Here is a 15,407-nt window from a genome sequence, read left to right on the forward strand (position 1 = left end):
AATACTTTGCGCCCAAACGGATTGATTCTCGCTGGTCGCGGTCGTTGCGTCGGTTGGATCTTGGTGATCAGACCGCTGCTTGGATTTCTTTTCTTTATTCTGCGCCATTTTGCTCACCCCCTAATTTTGATTCGACTTGTTGTTTGGCCCACATGTCCGCATACCAACCAGCGTGATTCAGTAATTCTTGATGATTGCCCCGTTCCATGATCTGACCGTTGTCGATTACCAAGATCTCATCGGCGTTCATCACACTACTCAAGCGATGGGCTGCGATGATCGTGGTTTTGTTCTGGCGATCATGCTTCAAATTCTCCAGAATCGTTTCTTCTGTTTTGGCATCCACCGCCGATAATGCGTCGTCTAAAATCAGAATCTCAGGCAAGACCATCAACGCCCGGGAGATTGCCAGCCGTTGCTTTTGCCCACCGGACAAGGAGACCCCTTTCTCACCGACGAGGGTTTCATATTGTTGACTGAAGTGCAAAATATCGTCATGGATTGCGCTTTGGGCTGCCGCGTGCTCAACCGCGTCTTGATCTTGATCCATCGCCGCGAAGCGAATATTATCGCGCACGGTGGTGGAGAACAAGAAATTATCTTGGGGAACGTAGCCGATCGCGCCTAAAACACTGGCGGCGGGCACATCACGGATATCCTGGCCGCCAATCGTGATCTGGCCTTGATAATGATCGAATTCCCGGAGCAATAATTTCATGATCGTTGTTTTCCCAGCGCCAACACGGCCGACTAAGCCCAGGGTTTGACCTTGGCGTAATTTGAAGTGGATCTGCTGCAATGCTGGGCGTGGATCATCAGGATAGCTGAACCGCTCGATTTGATAATCCAAATCGCCGCTGACAACTGGCGCGGTGTCCACTTTTGGCGCCACCGCTTGGCTCTTTTCAGAAAGAAGTTCGTTGACCCGATCGTAACTGGCGTTGCCCCGTTCGATGACGTTGAATAACCGACCGATGGCGAACATCGGCCAAACCAACGCGCCAATATAGGCAATGAAGGAAATCAATTGCCCGACAGTGATCGTCTGGTTGACCACCAAGGTGCCCCCATAAATAATCGTGATCACGTAGGTCAGCCCAATAATGATTGAGATTGCCGGATCAAAGAGCGAATCGATCCGGTAAACTTTCTTATTGATCGTAATCGTTTTGTCAACGATTTTGTCGAAATCGGCCACGTCTTCATCTTCTTGGCCGAATGTTTTGATGACTTTGATGCCACTGATTGATTCCTGAGTTTTGTCATTCAAGCGGGAGAAAGCCGCTTGCGACTCGCCAAACGCCGTGTGCAAATGGCGCCCTAACACCCGGGCCATGATCGCCAACAGCGGCATGGGCAAGATTGCCATCAAAGTCAAACGCCAGTCGACAAAGATCAACATGGCAATGATCGTGGTGCTCCCGGTCAAAATCGAATCGGCCAAGGTCAAGATTCCCGCGCCGGCCACGTTCTGGATCGCGTTCAAGTCATTGGTGGCGTGGGCCATCAGGTCACCGGTCCGATGTTTCTGGAAAAAGGTGGCGTCCATTTTCAGGAAGAACGCGAATAAACGCGAACGCATTTCTCGTTCCAAGGTGGCCGCGCCGCCCCAGATCATCGTCCGCCAGCCAAAGCGGCTCAAATACTGAATAATCGCCGCCATCGCTAACAACACTAACCATTCCGCCAGAAGTGACAGTGTCAATTGCTTATTACCCATTTTGTCGGCCAAGATCCCGATCACCCGTGGTGGGATCAGTCCGACCAAATCGGCCAAAAGTAGGAAAATCAATCCCCAAATGTAGCGTTTCTTTTCGGCTTTGAAGAACCAGCCGAGCTTCTTAAATATTCCCATTTCTTTACCTCACCTTAAAAAATTCCACAAAAAAAACAGGTGCAAGCACCTGCGATCGTTACCTGGTATGGCCTAAAGTGAGTTGACTATTTCTTTTCCTTCTCAGCTTTAGCTTGTTGAGCCTTCATGGCACTCATCATTTGGTTCAGCTTCTTTTCAGAAGGCTTCTGCCCCATTTGTACCATCATTGCTCTCATCATATCAGTATTGATCGGCGGATTGTCGCGAAAATACTTCTTCATATAGGCCCGCGCGCCAAAGAAGCCCGCCACTGCACCTAATAGTACACCTAATACAATAAATAAGATCCATAGTCCTGTATTCATGCTCGCCCTACTCCTTAATCAAAAATGCTAATTTCATTTTACCCAGATTACCCTGTCACTTGCAAGGGTATTTTACAAATTAGTAATGTATTTTTTAAAAATTTCTCGCGAATCTCATCAGACTCTCATTCCAGATGACTTGGTCGACAGTGGCTAACCGCCACTTGTTCCGGCCTGACCACTAACTTGCGCCGCAATCGAATCAATCATCGCGTAAATTTTTATCCCGTTGGATCTGGCGCACTTTCTCAGGGGTCACTTCTTGACCTTGCTGATCAAACAAGCGCAGATTCTCAACTTGCGTGCGGAAACCCGCCCGAAATTGTTCTAAATAGGCATGACGCAACTCTTGGCGTTCCGCGGTTTCTTCAGCGGTCAATTGATTACGTTTGGCTTTGGCGGCTAATTCGTTGATCCGAGCGATCAACTTAGGATCGATTTCACTCATCGACAACAACTCCTTCAACCAGCCCGCAAATGGGGAACATCCGTTTGCTATGGCTGGGCTTTTATGCTAATATTTAATTATACTACATTTGAGGTGCCTTATGACAAAAGGAATCAGCAACAAACAACTTGAAATTTTACGCTTTATTTATGATACCGTCAACGATTGTGGCTATCCCCCAACCGTCCGGGAAATTTGCGCTGCTGTTGACCTGTCATCCTCTTCGACCGTTCATGGTCACCTAGCGCGCTTGACCGAGCGCGGCTACCTAGATCGTGACAAAACCAAACCTCGTGCCATGGAGTTGACTGAAATGGGCCGCGACGCGATTGGTGTTAAAGAACAGCTGATTCCCCTGTTGGGTGTGGTCACCGCCGGCGAACCAATTTTGGCGGTGGAAGAGGCCACCGATTATTTCCCCTTGCCACCAAACTTGAATTTGGACGATAACGATCTTTTCATGTTGACCATTCGCGGCGAAAGTATGATCAACGCTGGCATTTTTGACGGTGACCAAGTCATTGTTCGCCAACAACGCGCCGCCAACAACGGGGATATCGTCATCGCCATGAATGACGAGAACGAGGCGACCTGTAAACGTTTCTACCGCGAAAAGGGGCACATTCGCCTGCAACCGGAAAATGACACGATGGATCCCATCATTATGCCTAACGCCACGATTCTGGGTAAAGTGATCAGTTTATATCGAGCTCATATTTTCTAAAGCGGTTTAAGTCACACCGCCTGATTCCCATCAAACATGACCAAATCAAAAGCACGGCCTCAATGTTGGTGCCTATTCAGCTAGATTCGTAGCTGAGCCAGGCGCGACAAGGAGGTCGTGCTTTTTCTTGAATTGTGACGAATTTTAGCCGTGCTTACAGTTAAGACCGACAGAAAAGTTCGGGTCGGAATCGTTTGTTTAACGCATGCGCTGATTCTAACCAGCCTAGCTCGCTTCAAGTCAGGTCCGGTTGATCAAGTCCGGTAACCCATGGCTTAAAACCGGCCACGGCGCGTTGAGTTTTTTCACCTATTTGATTTGATTCTTCGGCGGTGTATGGGTGCCATGATGGCGAAACTTGTCAAACCAACTCCCCAAAGTCACCAGTCCTAACATCAAACCGCCGATGATCACCGGCCAAATGTGCCGTTGCTCGTTTGCTTGCGGTAATTTGTGCTCGTTCAGCGCCCCCTGGTTGAGGGATGGCTGATTTTCTGGATTGTTTGTTGGCCGATTGGTCGTGCCAGTTGGTTGACCACCACCTGGTTGTTGTGGCGTCGTCGGCTGACTAGGCTTGGTCGGTTTGCTAGGCACTGTTGGTTTACTTGGCTGCGATGGTTTGGTCGGTTTGGTCGGTTTGGTTGGTTTCTCTGGATTTTCAGGTTTAGTCGGTTTCTCTGGATTTTCCGGCTTCTCTGGGTTGTCCGGATTCACCGGTTTTTCAGGGTTTTCGGGATTCTCCGGATTATCGGGTTCCTCAGGTTGATGATATTTGGCAATGACCGTTAATTTCACGACAACTTGTTCACCCGATGCGGTCGTTAACGTGACCGGATACTTGCCCGGCATTGTCAAATCAGCTTCTCGCAAGTCCAGATAGACGGTTTCTGGTTGGCCGTCCCGATCTGTCGCCACTGCCTGGAAATTGGCCACGGTTGGTGTCGGGTCGCCGATAAACATGGCGAAGTTTTTGGCAGTTAGGCTGGCTAGATCTGGTTTGACCGTCAGATAGACGGTCTTCTTCTGACCATCCACCGCCGTCAAAAGGACCGGATACTTGCCGGGAACTTGATCGTTTACTTGACTCAAATCGGCGTCGACACCAATTTCTTGGCCGCTTTTATCCGTGGCCTGCGCCGCAAAGTTTGTGACGGTTGGCAAAGGATCACCCACATACATACTCGCATCGTTGCCAGTCAAACTTTGTTGGTTCGCTAAAAGCGTCAGCGTCACCGCTAAAGTCTGACCATCACTAGCAGTCAGCTTAACCGGATATTCCCCAGGTTTTTGGAAATCGACTTGATCCAGAACGGCAGTTACTGACAGCCCGTTGCCGGCGTCATCTTGGGCGACGGCCTGAAAATCCTTGGCCGTTGGTTGCGCATCACCGACATACATGGTGAAGTTCTGACCGTGAATCCCCTTTTTGCTGGCTAAAAGATGTAACGTCACGACTTTACTCAAGTTGGCGCCTGCGTGGAGTGTCACAGCGTAATCCCCGGGTGTTTGCCAAGCAACCTGACTGAAATCGGCGGTGACGGCCAAGTTCGCGCCGCTATCGTCTTGGGCCGCGCCCTTGAAATCGGCGACCGTTGGTTCAGTTTGGCCCACGTACATGGTGAAATCATTCCCGCTGATCTGGGCCTGACTGGCCACGACATGGACGACAACTGTTTTCTCGAGACCAGCCGCCGTTGACAAGACAACATTGTAGTCGCCAATTTGATCCATTTTAACTTGACTGAAATCGGCGCTGACCGGTTGCTCCTGGCCTTTTTTGTCAGTGGCCTTGGCTTGCAGATCAGCTAATGTTGGCAAGGGGTGATTGAGATAGGTGGTGAAGTCGGCGCCGGTCAAGGTCGCTAAGTTCGGCAAAATTGTCAAAGTTACTTCTTTGCTCTGGCCGTCAGCGCTGTGCAGGGTCACTTGATAATTGCCCGGGGTCTTCAGATCGCTGTTGCCCAGATCCAGGCTCAAGGTGCTGGCGTCACCATTTTTGTCGGTGGCTTTGGCTTGAAAATCATCAACTGTTGGCGCGGGATCGCCTGCGGTCATGGTAAACGGCAAGGCCGAGATACTTTGCTGGCTTACTTTGATCGTCAGTGTGCCTGGCGTGGTGCTAATGGTGTAATTGGGATTAGCGCTGGCGGTAGCGGTCACGGTGATCGGATAACTGCCAGCCGTTTCACCCGCTGTCCGCGCCAATTGATAGGCGATCGCCGCGCCGCCAGTGGCCGCGGCCGGGTTATTGACCGTGGCCGTTAATTCTGGGTCCTGATCACCCGTATATTTCATCGCGTCATTGGCGGTGATGGTGACCGGCGCAGGGGTCACGGTTAAATCAGCTTGACTATTGGCCGCTTGGGTCCAGTCGTAGTAGGCGTTTTCCGTATTGAAACTCTGGATATTTGTTAAGCCTTGTTTGCTCAGCGTGACTGAATATTGGCCCACATTTGTTGCTGTGGTTCCCGCTGCTAGTTCCAGGTCCCCAGACTTTAACGTATACTTCGTGCCATTGGAAAGGATAACTTGGTAAGGATCCGTCGCACCGACTGCTTGATTTTGGCCGGTGTAAGGTGCGTGGCTGCTGCCGGTCAAGGTGTAACTGCCTGGTCGTTTCGCCACGGTCACGGTCACCGTCGTCGCGTAATTGCCATAAGAATAAGTAACTTTGTAGGCGCCGCCTTTAGTAGAATCAACGGTGGGAACCGAATTGCCTTGCGGGTCTTGGACACTAACTGTTAAATCGGACAAGGTCAAAACATGCCCGTCATCCAAGACCGCGCTTAAGAAATTGTCGTCTGCATTCCAGAACGTTCCCATTAGCACCGTCGAATCAACGGCTTTGATTTCAGGATTACTCAAGACCACATGATAATGACCACTATAAATCGTGGCACCATTTTGCGGCAGATCCCAGTCAAAATAGAAATCAGTCGTGCCCGTCGGTACTATGAACTGGCCATTGTGATAGGTGACCCCGTTGGTCAAATCGCTGATGCTCAGATCCTGTTCAATGCCAGAGCGCCCATCGTAAGCCAGACTGAAGAAATCACCAATGCTGACATGAGCCGGGTCGGTGAAAATCGTCGCCATATTTTGCCGGCCGATGACATCCTCATTAACAATCGTTTGCCCATGGATCGTGGTGATCCGGTTATAGGTGAACACATCATTACCTAAATCGACCTGCGATCCATCAAGCACAACGGCCTCCAATTGATTGCCCAAGAATCCGTCTGCGCCGATCGTCGTCACTGATGCGGGGATCCGCAAAGTCCCAGGAATGACATTGTAGGCGAAGGCGCTCGCGCCGATCGTCTTCAGCGCCGTCGGGAAACCAATCGCGGTAATGTGATTGCCAGCAAAAGCCCCATCAGCGATCGTGATCAAATTTTGCGGCAGATTCAACGCGCCGGTCAAGCCACAATACTCGAAGGCTTGAGCGCCAATCGTGGTCAAAGCGGTGGCCCGATTGAAATCAGCGCTAATCAAGCCTTGGTCATAGAGAAAAGCCTGTTCCCCGATCGTGGTTAAATTCGGGCCAAAACTAACGTGTGGAATACTGCTAGCTCCTAGAAAAGCCTGTTCCCCAATCGTGGTCAACGTATCGGGAAAAGTGAAGGCCAGCAAATGATCGTCATACATAAAAGCGCCAGCGCTGATCGTGGTCAGTTGCGATGTGGCCGGAATTGTAAAGCTCTCCAAGCCAGACCCAGCAAAGGCCTGGGCGCCAATTTCTTTCACCGCTTCAGGCAGGTCAAAACCTGTCAAAGCCGAGGTATAAGCGAAGGCACTGGCGCCAATCGTCTGCAATTGCGCGTCCGGTGCAAAAGTTACCTGCGCCAACTTGGTGCAGCTTGTAAAGGTTTCAGCTGCCAAACTAGTTAAACTTGCGGGCACATTGACATTGGTCACCCCGCTATACTCAAACGCGCCATCACCTAGTTCAGTCAAATTTTGCGGCAAATCGACATTGGTCAAACTTCCATCCGATTGAAAAGCGTTGGCACCGATGGTAGTCAATTGCGTCGCCTGGCTAAAGTCAACCTTGGCCAGTTGGGCATCATAAACAAAGGCATTCGCGCCAATGGTTTGCAAGTTCGCGCCAAAGGAAATCGATGTTAACGATTCTTGACTTTGAAACGCCCCAACGCCGATAGCGGTCACCGGATACGTTTCGCCATTCAGTGTGACCGTGTCCGGTACGACCACCGCCCCTAGCTGAAGATTGCCATTAACGCCAGTCAAGGTCGCGCCGCCCGTCCCTTCATTAACCGACCATTGGAAATCACTTTGCGCCGTTGTGGCAGTGACACCAGTGGTAGGCGCCGCTACGCTTGCCGGGCCATTACCCAATTCCGCCAGTTGTTGCTGTTGCGCTTGAATCTGTGCCAGCGCCGTTGGAGCCGCCGGTGCGGCCGCCGGTTGCGCTAATTGCGCGATTAATTGGCTGGTTCCTCCAGCCACGGCCGGCGCTGAGATTGCCGTCGTGGCAGCGGCTATTGCCGCATCCGCCACGGTCGCCGTTTCTGCTTGCGCCGCATGTGGCGGCTCACCTAGTACGATCAAGGTTGCCATTCCTACCAAAGACACCGCGAACCCCCGCTCGCGTCGGTGCAAACACGTCTTTTTTGTTGTCACTGTGACCACATCCTCCCCCGAATTGGGACCCAGAAGCAAATAAAGCTGTTTAAACATATTTTCAAATGCATTATATAAACTTTACTGGCAAAAGTCCGTCCCAACGCTTCCGCTTCCCCATCAAAAAACGCCTTTCAGTCCTCGAAAAAATCGGACGGAAAGGCGATAAAGCGCGATAGATCAAGCAAAGAAACGACTTCATTCGAAAAAAGAACGAAAAAAAAGCCCCAAATTTCTCGTCTAGACAAGGGCCGAATCCTCTGATTTTGTGAGATGCGCCCTGCTTGATGTGCTAGCATCGAGCAAAAAAACTTACGCCAAAGTTATCACCCGATTGCAAGTGAGGTGGGTTTAGTGGTGACGCAACCGCCTCAGGACGTTTGTCGTGGCTGGAACGCGGTGGGCACTGTTTTGAGCCAATCCGCAAAGACCGCGGCTTGTCTCAAAATCAGGCCTTATTCTAAGCGATAAATCGCTAAGAATAATCTCACCGCTGAGCCACACGTCCTGAGGCGGTTGCTGAACAGAATTGAGCCTATCCGCAATCGAAGTTGGGCATCTAACGAAGTGCTTTTGCAAGTGTGGCGGTCAAACAATTACCCACTTTTTTGATGGTACGGCAACATCAACGAATTCGGGGACGTAAGGTTGGTACATTTCGGATAGTGCCAACAGCTTTATCTCACTTGCTTAAACGGATTCTGGTTGGAAACCGACCAATTCAGTTAGTTCACTGAGAACTAGCTTTGTTTATCAGACAGACTCTAATGGTGTCACCAATTCAAGGATTGTGACCACTAACCACGGTCGTTGATTCCGTGGCTCCCCATCAATTGGCGATAGCTTGCAAAATGGCGTGAGTGCTCAAACGGCTGTTAAAACGTTGAGCGGCTGGAGCGGAGAAATTCGGGGTGAGATCGCCGTGAAATTGGTCTTAGTGGCTCTGCCACTTAGACCAAGGCTCAGCTTTGAGATTCGCGGGTTTTGCGAAGCTCAAAGTGACGCCCACAGCGAGCTCACCCCGAATTTCGCAGTGCAAGCCGTGGACAAACAAATGCCCTTTTGGGGTGGTACGGCAATGCCAACTGATTTAGATCAGGAGGTCGGGCTATTTTGCGTAGACTGAACAGCTCTGCTTGTTTCCGTAACCAATCATTGGAGGAAACTCGACCGATTCAACTTACTGATAAAGAACTTGCTTAAGTTTATCAGGCAGACTGTAATGGTGTCACCAACTTAAAGCTCGTGACCACTAACCACGGTCGTCAATTACGTGGTTCCTCATCAATTGACGATAGCTTGCCCGTTGGCGCGAGTGCTCAAACGGCTGTTAAAACGTTGAGCGGCTGGAGCGGAGCTTGGCGTTGAAACGTGTTCACCGACCTAGCTTCTTCCGCTTAGCTACGCAACTATTCCGGAGGCATAGACCGGCCTCCAAAATAGTTGCTAGGCTAATGCTCAGAAGCTGACCAGGTCGGTTCACGCTCTGGCGTTGGTGGGCTGTTCGTTCGCTTGGCGGAAGGTCGGGCTGGGGGTGAGTCAGCCGCGATATTATTCTTGGCGGCTTTGCCGCCTAGAATAAGGCCGAGCTTGAAGATTTTCGGTGGTTTTCCGAAAAGCTTCAAGTCGTGCCCGCAGCGTTCCACCACCCCCAGCCCGACCTGGAGCCCACCACATCTGCCCACCACCAACACCAAGCGCAGCGCAAGCCGCGGACAAACTATTTTTTCAAGCCCAGCGTATGCTGCAGTTTCAAGCACATCGGCATTAATGACTGCCCACGACGTCAACTCATTGTCCTTGTCGCGCGTAAGCCGCCTCCACTGCAGCTTTTTGTCCGCGCCACCAATCTTGATGGTCCCGATACCAAGCAATCGTGGTCCGCAAATTGCTGGCAAAATCACCAGCAAGCGGCTGCCAGCCCAACTCTCGCTGGAGCTTGGAAGCATCGATTGCGTATCGGCGATCATGACCCGGCCGATCTTCAACCCAGTCAAAGGCGTCCGCCGGCTGCCCCATTTCTCGCAAAATCATTTGGAGAACTGTTAAATTATCCAATTGTTGATCCGCGCCGATCAAATAGACTTCACCTAGCCGCCCTTGGGTCAAAATCGTCCAAACTGCCCGCGAATGATCGGAAGTGGTGATCCAATCGCGAACATTAAGCCCAGAACCATATAATTTTGGCCGCCGTCCGACTAAAATATTGGTAATTTGGCGGGGGATGAATTTTTCAATATGTTGATAGCGACCGAAATTATTGGAACAATTGGAAATGGTCGCGGGTAATCCGAAAGAATGGACCCAGGACTGGACCAGCAAGTCGGCGCTGGCCTTGGAGGCGGCGTAGGGACTGCTGGGTCGGTATGGGGAATCCGGTGTAAACTTTGGTGCTAGCGCCCGCTCTGCCGCGGTCACCAGGGGCAAATCGCCATAGACTTCATCCGTGGAAATTTGATGGAAACGCACCTGATATTTGCGGCAGGCCTCCAAAAGAGTATAAGTGCCCTCAATGTTCGTTTTGATGAAGGGCGCTGGCGCCAACAGCGACCGATCATTGTGGCTCTCCGCGGCATAATTGACCACCGCATCAGCCCCAGCCACCAATTGATCAACTAAGGTGGCGTCACAAATATCGCCGACAACTAGGCGCACACGATTGGCCGGCAAAGCGGCCAAATTTGCCAGATTGCCAGCGTAAGTCAACTTATCCAAAACAGTCACATGAACCTGCGGCTGCATGGCAACAACATCATGAACAAAGTTGGCGCCGATAAAACCAGCGCCCCCCGTCACCAAAACTTCCTTGAACTGCGTTGTCCCCATGAGTTAATCCTCCTCGATCAACCGTGCTTTATCGTACCAATACAGGCGAAAAATAAGTTTCATCGCCATCGTAAATATTATAGATGACGGCCAAAATCGCGCGTATCTTCATCCTTGGTTCATTCAATCGATTCGCGGTAAATCAGGATTGATCTGATGAAGTCGTTGGACCAATTCCGCAGACTCCTCTGGCCCGTTGCTCTCAGGCGCTTGATCCAGCTCCGCGATCGTCGCCATTTCCGCTGACGTCAGGCGAAAGTCGAAAATCGCCAAGTTTTCCTGCATTCGTTCTAGATGAACCGATTTGGGAATCGTGATCAGCCCTTGTTGCGTTTGCCAGCGCAAAATAACTTGAGCCACTGTTTTCTGATGAGCGGCGGCGATTTTATGCAAAACTAAATCTTGGAAAATCCCATCGCGGCCCTGATGGAAGGGACTCCACGCCTCGGTGACCACATCCGCAAGTTCCCCAGCTTGCCGCTGTAAGTTAGCCTGCCGGTATGGATGCAGTTCGATTTGATTGATTGCTGGGGGGATTTTAGCGGCGAGAATCAAGTCGGTCAAGCGCCCGGCGGAAAAATTTGACACACCGATCGCCTTGACCTGACCGGTTTGGTAAAGCTCCTCCATCGCCCGCCACGCACCGAAATAATCGCCATAAGGTTGATGAATCAAAAACACATCCAAATAATCCGTGCCCAAGCGCTCCGTTGACCGCGAAAAAGCTTGCTTTGCCCCTTCGTAACTGGCATCAGTCAACCACAGCTTACTGGTCAAAGTGATTTCTTTACGAGGGACACCACTGGTCCGCAACGCTTGACCCACCGCGGCTTCATTGTAATACACCGCCGCCGTATCGATCGCGCGATAACCACAAGCCAACGCCTGCTCAACGATTTCCTGGCATTCTTGCGGGTTCCAAATTTGGAAAACTCCTAATCCCAATTTGGGGATTTGTAACCCATTATTCAGCGTTTGATATTCCATGATTCGTCCCTACTTTCTCAACCCATTCAGCACTGGTTTGAAACGCGCTGTGCGCAACTGACTTCTGTGCTGAGCTACGCAATGCTCGAAGTCAATCCGTTGTGCTCAGCACTCTATTTCCTTAGCATAGCCGTTATTGGCGAATGAAACAAACCTTTTTATGTGAAAAGCTTCGGAAGATTAAGTGAAGATGACCATTTCAAACAAGCAAATCCCCACAAAAACAGAGTGCGGAGCGAGGATGGGTGGCTGTGAGCACGTTTCAATGTTGGCCGCAGCTTGCGCTGCGAAATTCGGGGTGAGCTCGCTGTGGGCGTCACTTTGAGCTTTTCGGAAGGGCGCCGAAAATCTCAAAGCTGAGCCTTGGTCTAAGTGGCATAGCCACTAAGACCAATTTCACGGCGATCTCACCCCGAATTTCTCCGCTCCAGCCGCTCAACGTTTTAATAGCCGTTTGAGCACTCACGCCAGCTGGCAAGCTATGGCTAATTGATGGAGAGCCACGCAATTGACGACCGTGGTTAGTGATTGCAAGCTTTAAATTGGTGACCCCAGAATAGTTTGCCAGATAAACCGGGACACGTTCAGGATGAATCAACCCAAGCAGTCCACCCTCACTCACTGAGTGTCTTAGGAGAGCGGGTTTAACTTCCAAAAGCCTTGCGTAACTAAGCGGAACAGCCAATCCTCGCGTAGCACGTTTAAAAAAAGACCTGCGTCTCATGACAACAGGTCTAGCAGCCACTACCTCAACCCGCCGAAAACGCGTTGGCTGAGAGGGACTGCTTATTTAAGATCGTCTTTGATTTTAGTGGTGGAGATGCCTTCCGTTCGGGGTAAGTAGACCACTTCGCAGTAATCCTTAAGGAAGTCAAATTTCCCCCGCCAATCATCGCCCATCACGAAAACATCGATATCACGCTCTTGCACATCTTGTACCTTCTGATTCCAACCGGATTCCGGAATCACTTCGTCGACGTAGCGAATCGCTTCCAGCACCATTTTTCGGTGTTCATAACTGGTGTAAGCCTCTTTATGCTTCTGAAACTCGTTGAATTCGTCGGTGGATAACCCGACAATCAGATAATCCCCCAATTCCTTGGCCCGCTTCAATAGACGCACATGGCCCCAATGAAGCAGGTCGAAAGTTCCATAAGTAATGACACGTTTCATGATAAATTCCCCGTCCTTGACTGGATTTTTCAGCCACATGCAACCAGCGCTGACTGCCAACTTACGCGACAGCCGCAGACGCCGGCGCGGCCAAAGCAACATTTGTATTATAGCATAGTCTACCCGTTCAAAACCCGCGAATTCCAAAACATGCCAGCTTCTGCCCGGCAATCCTAGCGGCCATGACCAAGCAGGTTAGCAACAAACCTATTTTTTAGCCACATAGGCGTGGATTGCCTGGGCGAACCGCTCAAGGCCATCTTGCAACCGGGCCCGAGGACACGCATAATTCCATCGCAAAAACCGCTGACCATTGCCACCATAAACATCGCCGGCTGTTAAGAACAGTCCGGTTTCTTGCCGAATAAAACTGGCTAAATCGGTGGAATCAGCACAGACATCCTGACAATCCAACCAAGCCAAATAAGTTGCTTCACTGGCGATCAGGCGCACTTGGGGCAGCTCCCGTTGTAAGAAGTCGGCCAGCAATTGCCGATTTTCCGCTAAATATTGATTCAACGCATCCAACCAAGGCCCCCCTTGATTAAATGCGGCCTCCAGGGCTTGGATCGCAAACGTATTGGGTTCCGCCACTTCATCCGTATTGATTTGGCGTTCAACTAATTGGCGCAAGCGCGGATCAGGAATCACGATCGCTGACGTTTGAATCCCCGCGATATTGAAAGCTTTCGTCGCCGAAACACACATGATCGTATTGGCCGCAATTTCCGGGCTCAGGCTCAGCATTGGGACATAGTCATATCCAGGGTGGGTCAAGTCACAATGGATCTCATCACTTAAGAGCACAACTTGATAGCGCAGACACAATTCGCCAACGCGGGTCAAGGTCGCGCGGTCCCACACCTTGCCGATCGGATTATGCGGGTTGCAGAAAATCAACATTGACGTATTAGCCTGGGCTAGTTTTGCTTCCAGATCCGCAAAATCAATTTCATAGTCGCCAGCTTGATAACGCAATTCGCTGGTCAAGATCGTCCGCTGATTGTTGCGGATCGAGTTGTAGAAAATGTTGTAGACCGGGGACAGCACCACCACATTGTCACCGGGATGGGTCAACTTTCGTACGGTTGAAGAAATACTCGGAATCACTCCGGTAGAAAACAGAACCCACTTGGGATCTAGCCTCAATTGATGCCGTTGTTGCCACCAGCGCGCAATTGTTTCACCGAAGCTTGCTGGAATCTCATTATAGCCAAAAGTATCCTGATCCAACCGCTGTTGTAACGCTTGTTTGATGACCGGCGCCACCGCGAAATCCATATCAGCGACCCACATTGGCAGTTCGCCTGGGGTCACGTCCCATTTGACCGAGTTCGTGCCTTGTCGTTGTGGTGCTTGATCGAAGTTAAATGGCATCAGATAATCCCTCCTTGGTTTGATTCGTGATAATGCGCGTTTTGCTTGAATCAACTTGAGGATCATCGAAAATGATCTGCTCAATGGCTTGCGCCTGGATCCGGCCACTAAGCGGATTTTTGACGCTATTGATCTTGCTGGTGATCGTCGCATTGACCGTCGAATATTCAAAAGCTAAATCCGTGTTGCGCAGCCGACAATTCTCTAAGGTCAGATTTTCCATGTAACAGAACCCCTGATGACTTTCAATGGTGCAGTCGATCAACGTCACATTGCGGGAATTCCAGCCGAAGTACTCACCAACAATGGTCGAATTCTTGATCACCACATTGTCGCAATTCCAAAAAGCGTCCTTGGCAATCAAGCGCGCGTGGTCCACCACCACATCGTGAGCCCCATCAAAAAGATAGTTCCCCGTGACCGCTAAATGGTCGGCGCGAATCTGTTGACTATCCATCCCGAAATAATCGCCATTGACCGTCACGTGATCCAACGTGACATCCTGACAATGCCACAACGTTTCATCAGCGTGCGTTAAATCCACCCGCGCCAATTTGATCGCCGAACTTCGACGGAAATTCTTGGGCGCCTGAAACAGGCTATCGCGCAAGCTGATATCCTTGGTGTACCAAATACCCGAGCGAGCCATCTCCAGAAAGGTCAGATCATGACCCTCAACATGCTGGCTATACCAAAGCGGATATTTCCATTCAAAAGTATCATCGGCCAGGACCAGATCATGGCTTTCCTTCAAGGGCGATTCCCCATCCACGAAAACAGAATCGGTGATGGTCAAATCATGTCCCTGAAAAAGCGCCCGTTCCCCAGTTAAATATTGTTGTTTGATTGTTTGCATCTTTGATCCTTTCTAAATCACACCATAGTAGCCGCACCAATGCTATTTCGCTTAGCCAGGTGGTGACTAACTAATAATAAACAAGTCCAGCATACCACAAATCAACCTGACCTAGTCTATACTTCTTTTCTCGGTGGGCCATGCCTCATAAGCATAGTTACCTGTGATCATGTTTCGAGGAAAATAAAGTT

General features: G+C 50.5%; 15 protein-coding genes. 3 read left to right on the forward strand and 12 right to left on the reverse strand.

Annotated elements, in window-relative coordinates; all coding sequences use genetic code 11:
* Positions 1 to 94: 94 nt before the first annotated feature.
* From ACYVSB_RS11805 to ACYVSB_RS11815, 3 genes are all read right to left on the reverse strand, one after another.
* On the reverse strand, positions 95 to 1,855 hold the full coding sequence (locus ACYVSB_RS11805; protein WP_461219547.1) for an ABC transporter ATP-binding protein: 1,761 nt from the start codon (positions 1,853 to 1,855) through the stop codon (positions 95 to 97).
* A gap of 86 nt (positions 1,856 to 1,941) precedes the next feature.
* Entirely contained in the window at positions 1,942 to 2,181 is a 240-nt protein-coding gene (locus tag ACYVSB_RS11810) for a YneF family protein (protein WP_125596281.1), read from the reverse strand.
* Between the two features lie 202 nt (positions 2,182 to 2,383).
* On the reverse strand, positions 2,384 to 2,629 hold the full coding sequence (locus ACYVSB_RS11815) for a DUF896 domain-containing protein (protein ID WP_461219548.1): 246 nt from the start codon (positions 2,627 to 2,629) through the stop codon (positions 2,384 to 2,386).
* A 100-nt stretch (positions 2,630 to 2,729) separates the two neighbouring features.
* On the opposite strand from ACYVSB_RS11815, the gene lexA reads away from it, so the two are divergent.
* Entirely contained in the window at positions 2,730 to 3,353 is a 624-nt protein-coding gene (gene lexA, locus ACYVSB_RS11820) for a transcriptional repressor LexA (RefSeq protein WP_461219549.1), read from the forward strand.
* Between the two features lie 309 nt (positions 3,354 to 3,662).
* Here the strand turns inward: lexA and ACYVSB_RS11825 are convergent, their stop codons facing one another.
* The gene (locus ACYVSB_RS11825) at positions 3,663 to 7,997 is read right to left on the reverse strand and encodes a leucine-rich repeat protein (protein WP_461219550.1); all 4,335 of its coding nucleotides are present in this window, start codon (positions 7,995 to 7,997) and stop codon (positions 3,663 to 3,665) included.
* A gap of 351 nt (positions 7,998 to 8,348) precedes the next feature.
* A complete protein-coding gene (locus ACYVSB_RS11830) occupies positions 8,349 to 8,501 on the reverse strand; it encodes a hypothetical protein (RefSeq protein ID WP_461219551.1) in 153 nt (50 codons plus the stop codon).
* A gap of 340 nt (positions 8,502 to 8,841) precedes the next feature.
* On the opposite strand from ACYVSB_RS11830, the gene ACYVSB_RS11835 reads away from it, so the two are divergent.
* Together ACYVSB_RS11835 and ACYVSB_RS11840 are read left to right on the forward strand one after the other, a co-directional pair.
* A complete protein-coding gene (locus ACYVSB_RS11835) occupies positions 8,842 to 9,123 on the forward strand; it encodes a hypothetical protein (protein ID WP_461219552.1) in 282 nt (93 codons plus the stop codon).
* A gap of 119 nt (positions 9,124 to 9,242) precedes the next feature.
* Positions 9,243 to 9,365, forward strand: a complete 123-nt coding sequence (locus ACYVSB_RS11840; protein WP_461219553.1) for a hypothetical protein — start codon at positions 9,243 to 9,245, stop codon at positions 9,363 to 9,365.
* A 423-nt stretch (positions 9,366 to 9,788) separates the two neighbouring features.
* Here the strand turns inward: ACYVSB_RS11840 and rfbB are convergent, their stop codons facing one another.
* From rfbB to ACYVSB_RS11875, 7 genes are all read right to left on the reverse strand, one after another.
* Positions 9,789 to 10,823: a dTDP-glucose 4,6-dehydratase gene (gene rfbB, locus ACYVSB_RS11845; RefSeq protein WP_461219554.1), complete on the reverse strand. Its 1,035-nt coding sequence runs from the start codon at positions 10,821 to 10,823 to the stop codon at positions 9,789 to 9,791.
* Positions 10,824 to 10,946: 123 nt separating this feature from the next.
* Positions 10,947 to 11,810, reverse strand: a complete 864-nt coding sequence (locus tag ACYVSB_RS11850) for an aldo/keto reductase (protein WP_461219555.1) — start codon at positions 11,808 to 11,810, stop codon at positions 10,947 to 10,949.
* Positions 11,811 to 11,990: 180 nt separating this feature from the next.
* On the reverse strand, positions 11,991 to 12,164 hold the full coding sequence (locus ACYVSB_RS11855) for a hypothetical protein (protein ID WP_461219556.1): 174 nt from the start codon (positions 12,162 to 12,164) through the stop codon (positions 11,991 to 11,993).
* Positions 12,127 to 12,408, reverse strand: coding sequence for a hypothetical protein (locus ACYVSB_RS11860; protein WP_461219557.1), 282 nt, complete (start codon positions 12,406 to 12,408; stop codon positions 12,127 to 12,129). The genes ACYVSB_RS11855 and ACYVSB_RS11860 overlap by 38 nt, the downstream gene beginning before the upstream one ends.
* A 188-nt stretch (positions 12,409 to 12,596) precedes the next feature.
* The gene (gene tagD, locus ACYVSB_RS11865; RefSeq protein ID WP_461219558.1) at positions 12,597 to 12,983 is read right to left on the reverse strand and encodes a glycerol-3-phosphate cytidylyltransferase; all 387 of its coding nucleotides are present in this window, start codon (positions 12,981 to 12,983) and stop codon (positions 12,597 to 12,599) included.
* Positions 12,984 to 13,190: 207 nt separating this feature from the next.
* Positions 13,191 to 14,360, reverse strand: a complete 1,170-nt coding sequence (locus ACYVSB_RS11870) for a MalY/PatB family protein (protein WP_461219559.1) — start codon at positions 14,358 to 14,360, stop codon at positions 13,191 to 13,193.
* Positions 14,350 to 15,216, reverse strand: coding sequence for a DUF3737 family protein (locus tag ACYVSB_RS11875; protein ID WP_461219560.1), 867 nt, complete (start codon positions 15,214 to 15,216; stop codon positions 14,350 to 14,352). The genes ACYVSB_RS11870 and ACYVSB_RS11875 overlap by 11 nt, the downstream gene beginning before the upstream one ends.
* Between the last annotated feature and the right edge of the window lie 191 nt (positions 15,217 to 15,407).

Source organism: Lapidilactobacillus salsurivasis (assembly GCF_054785215.1).

Bases quoted from the DNA above. Each gene is read 5' to 3' on its own strand.
- ACYVSB_RS11850 (WP_461219555.1), bottom strand. From the start codon at position 11,810: ATGGAATATCAAACGCTGAATAATGGGTTACAAATCCCCAAATTGGGA.
- lexA (WP_461219549.1), top strand. From the start codon at position 2,730: ATGACAAAAGGAATCAGCAACAAACAACTTGAAATTTTACGCTTTATT.
- ACYVSB_RS11875 (WP_461219560.1), bottom strand. From the start codon at position 15,216: ATGCAAACAATCAAACAACAATATTTAACTGGGGAACGGGCGCTTTTT.
- ACYVSB_RS11810 (WP_125596281.1), bottom strand. From the start codon at position 2,181: ATGAATACAGGACTATGGATCTTATTTATTGTATTAGGTGTACTATTA.
- ACYVSB_RS11815 (WP_461219548.1), bottom strand. From the start codon at position 2,629: ATGAGTGAAATCGATCCTAAGTTGATCGCTCGGATCAACGAATTAGCC.
- ACYVSB_RS11805 (WP_461219547.1), bottom strand. From the start codon at position 1,855: ATGGGAATATTTAAGAAGCTCGGCTGGTTCTTCAAAGCCGAAAAGAAA.
- tagD (WP_461219558.1), bottom strand. From the start codon at position 12,983: ATGAAACGTGTCATTACTTATGGAACTTTCGACCTGCTTCATTGGGGC.
- rfbB (WP_461219554.1), bottom strand. From the start codon at position 10,823: ATGGGGACAACGCAGTTCAAGGAAGTTTTGGTGACGGGGGGCGCTGGT.
- ACYVSB_RS11870 (WP_461219559.1), bottom strand. From the start codon at position 14,360: ATGCCATTTAACTTCGATCAAGCACCACAACGACAAGGCACGAACTCG.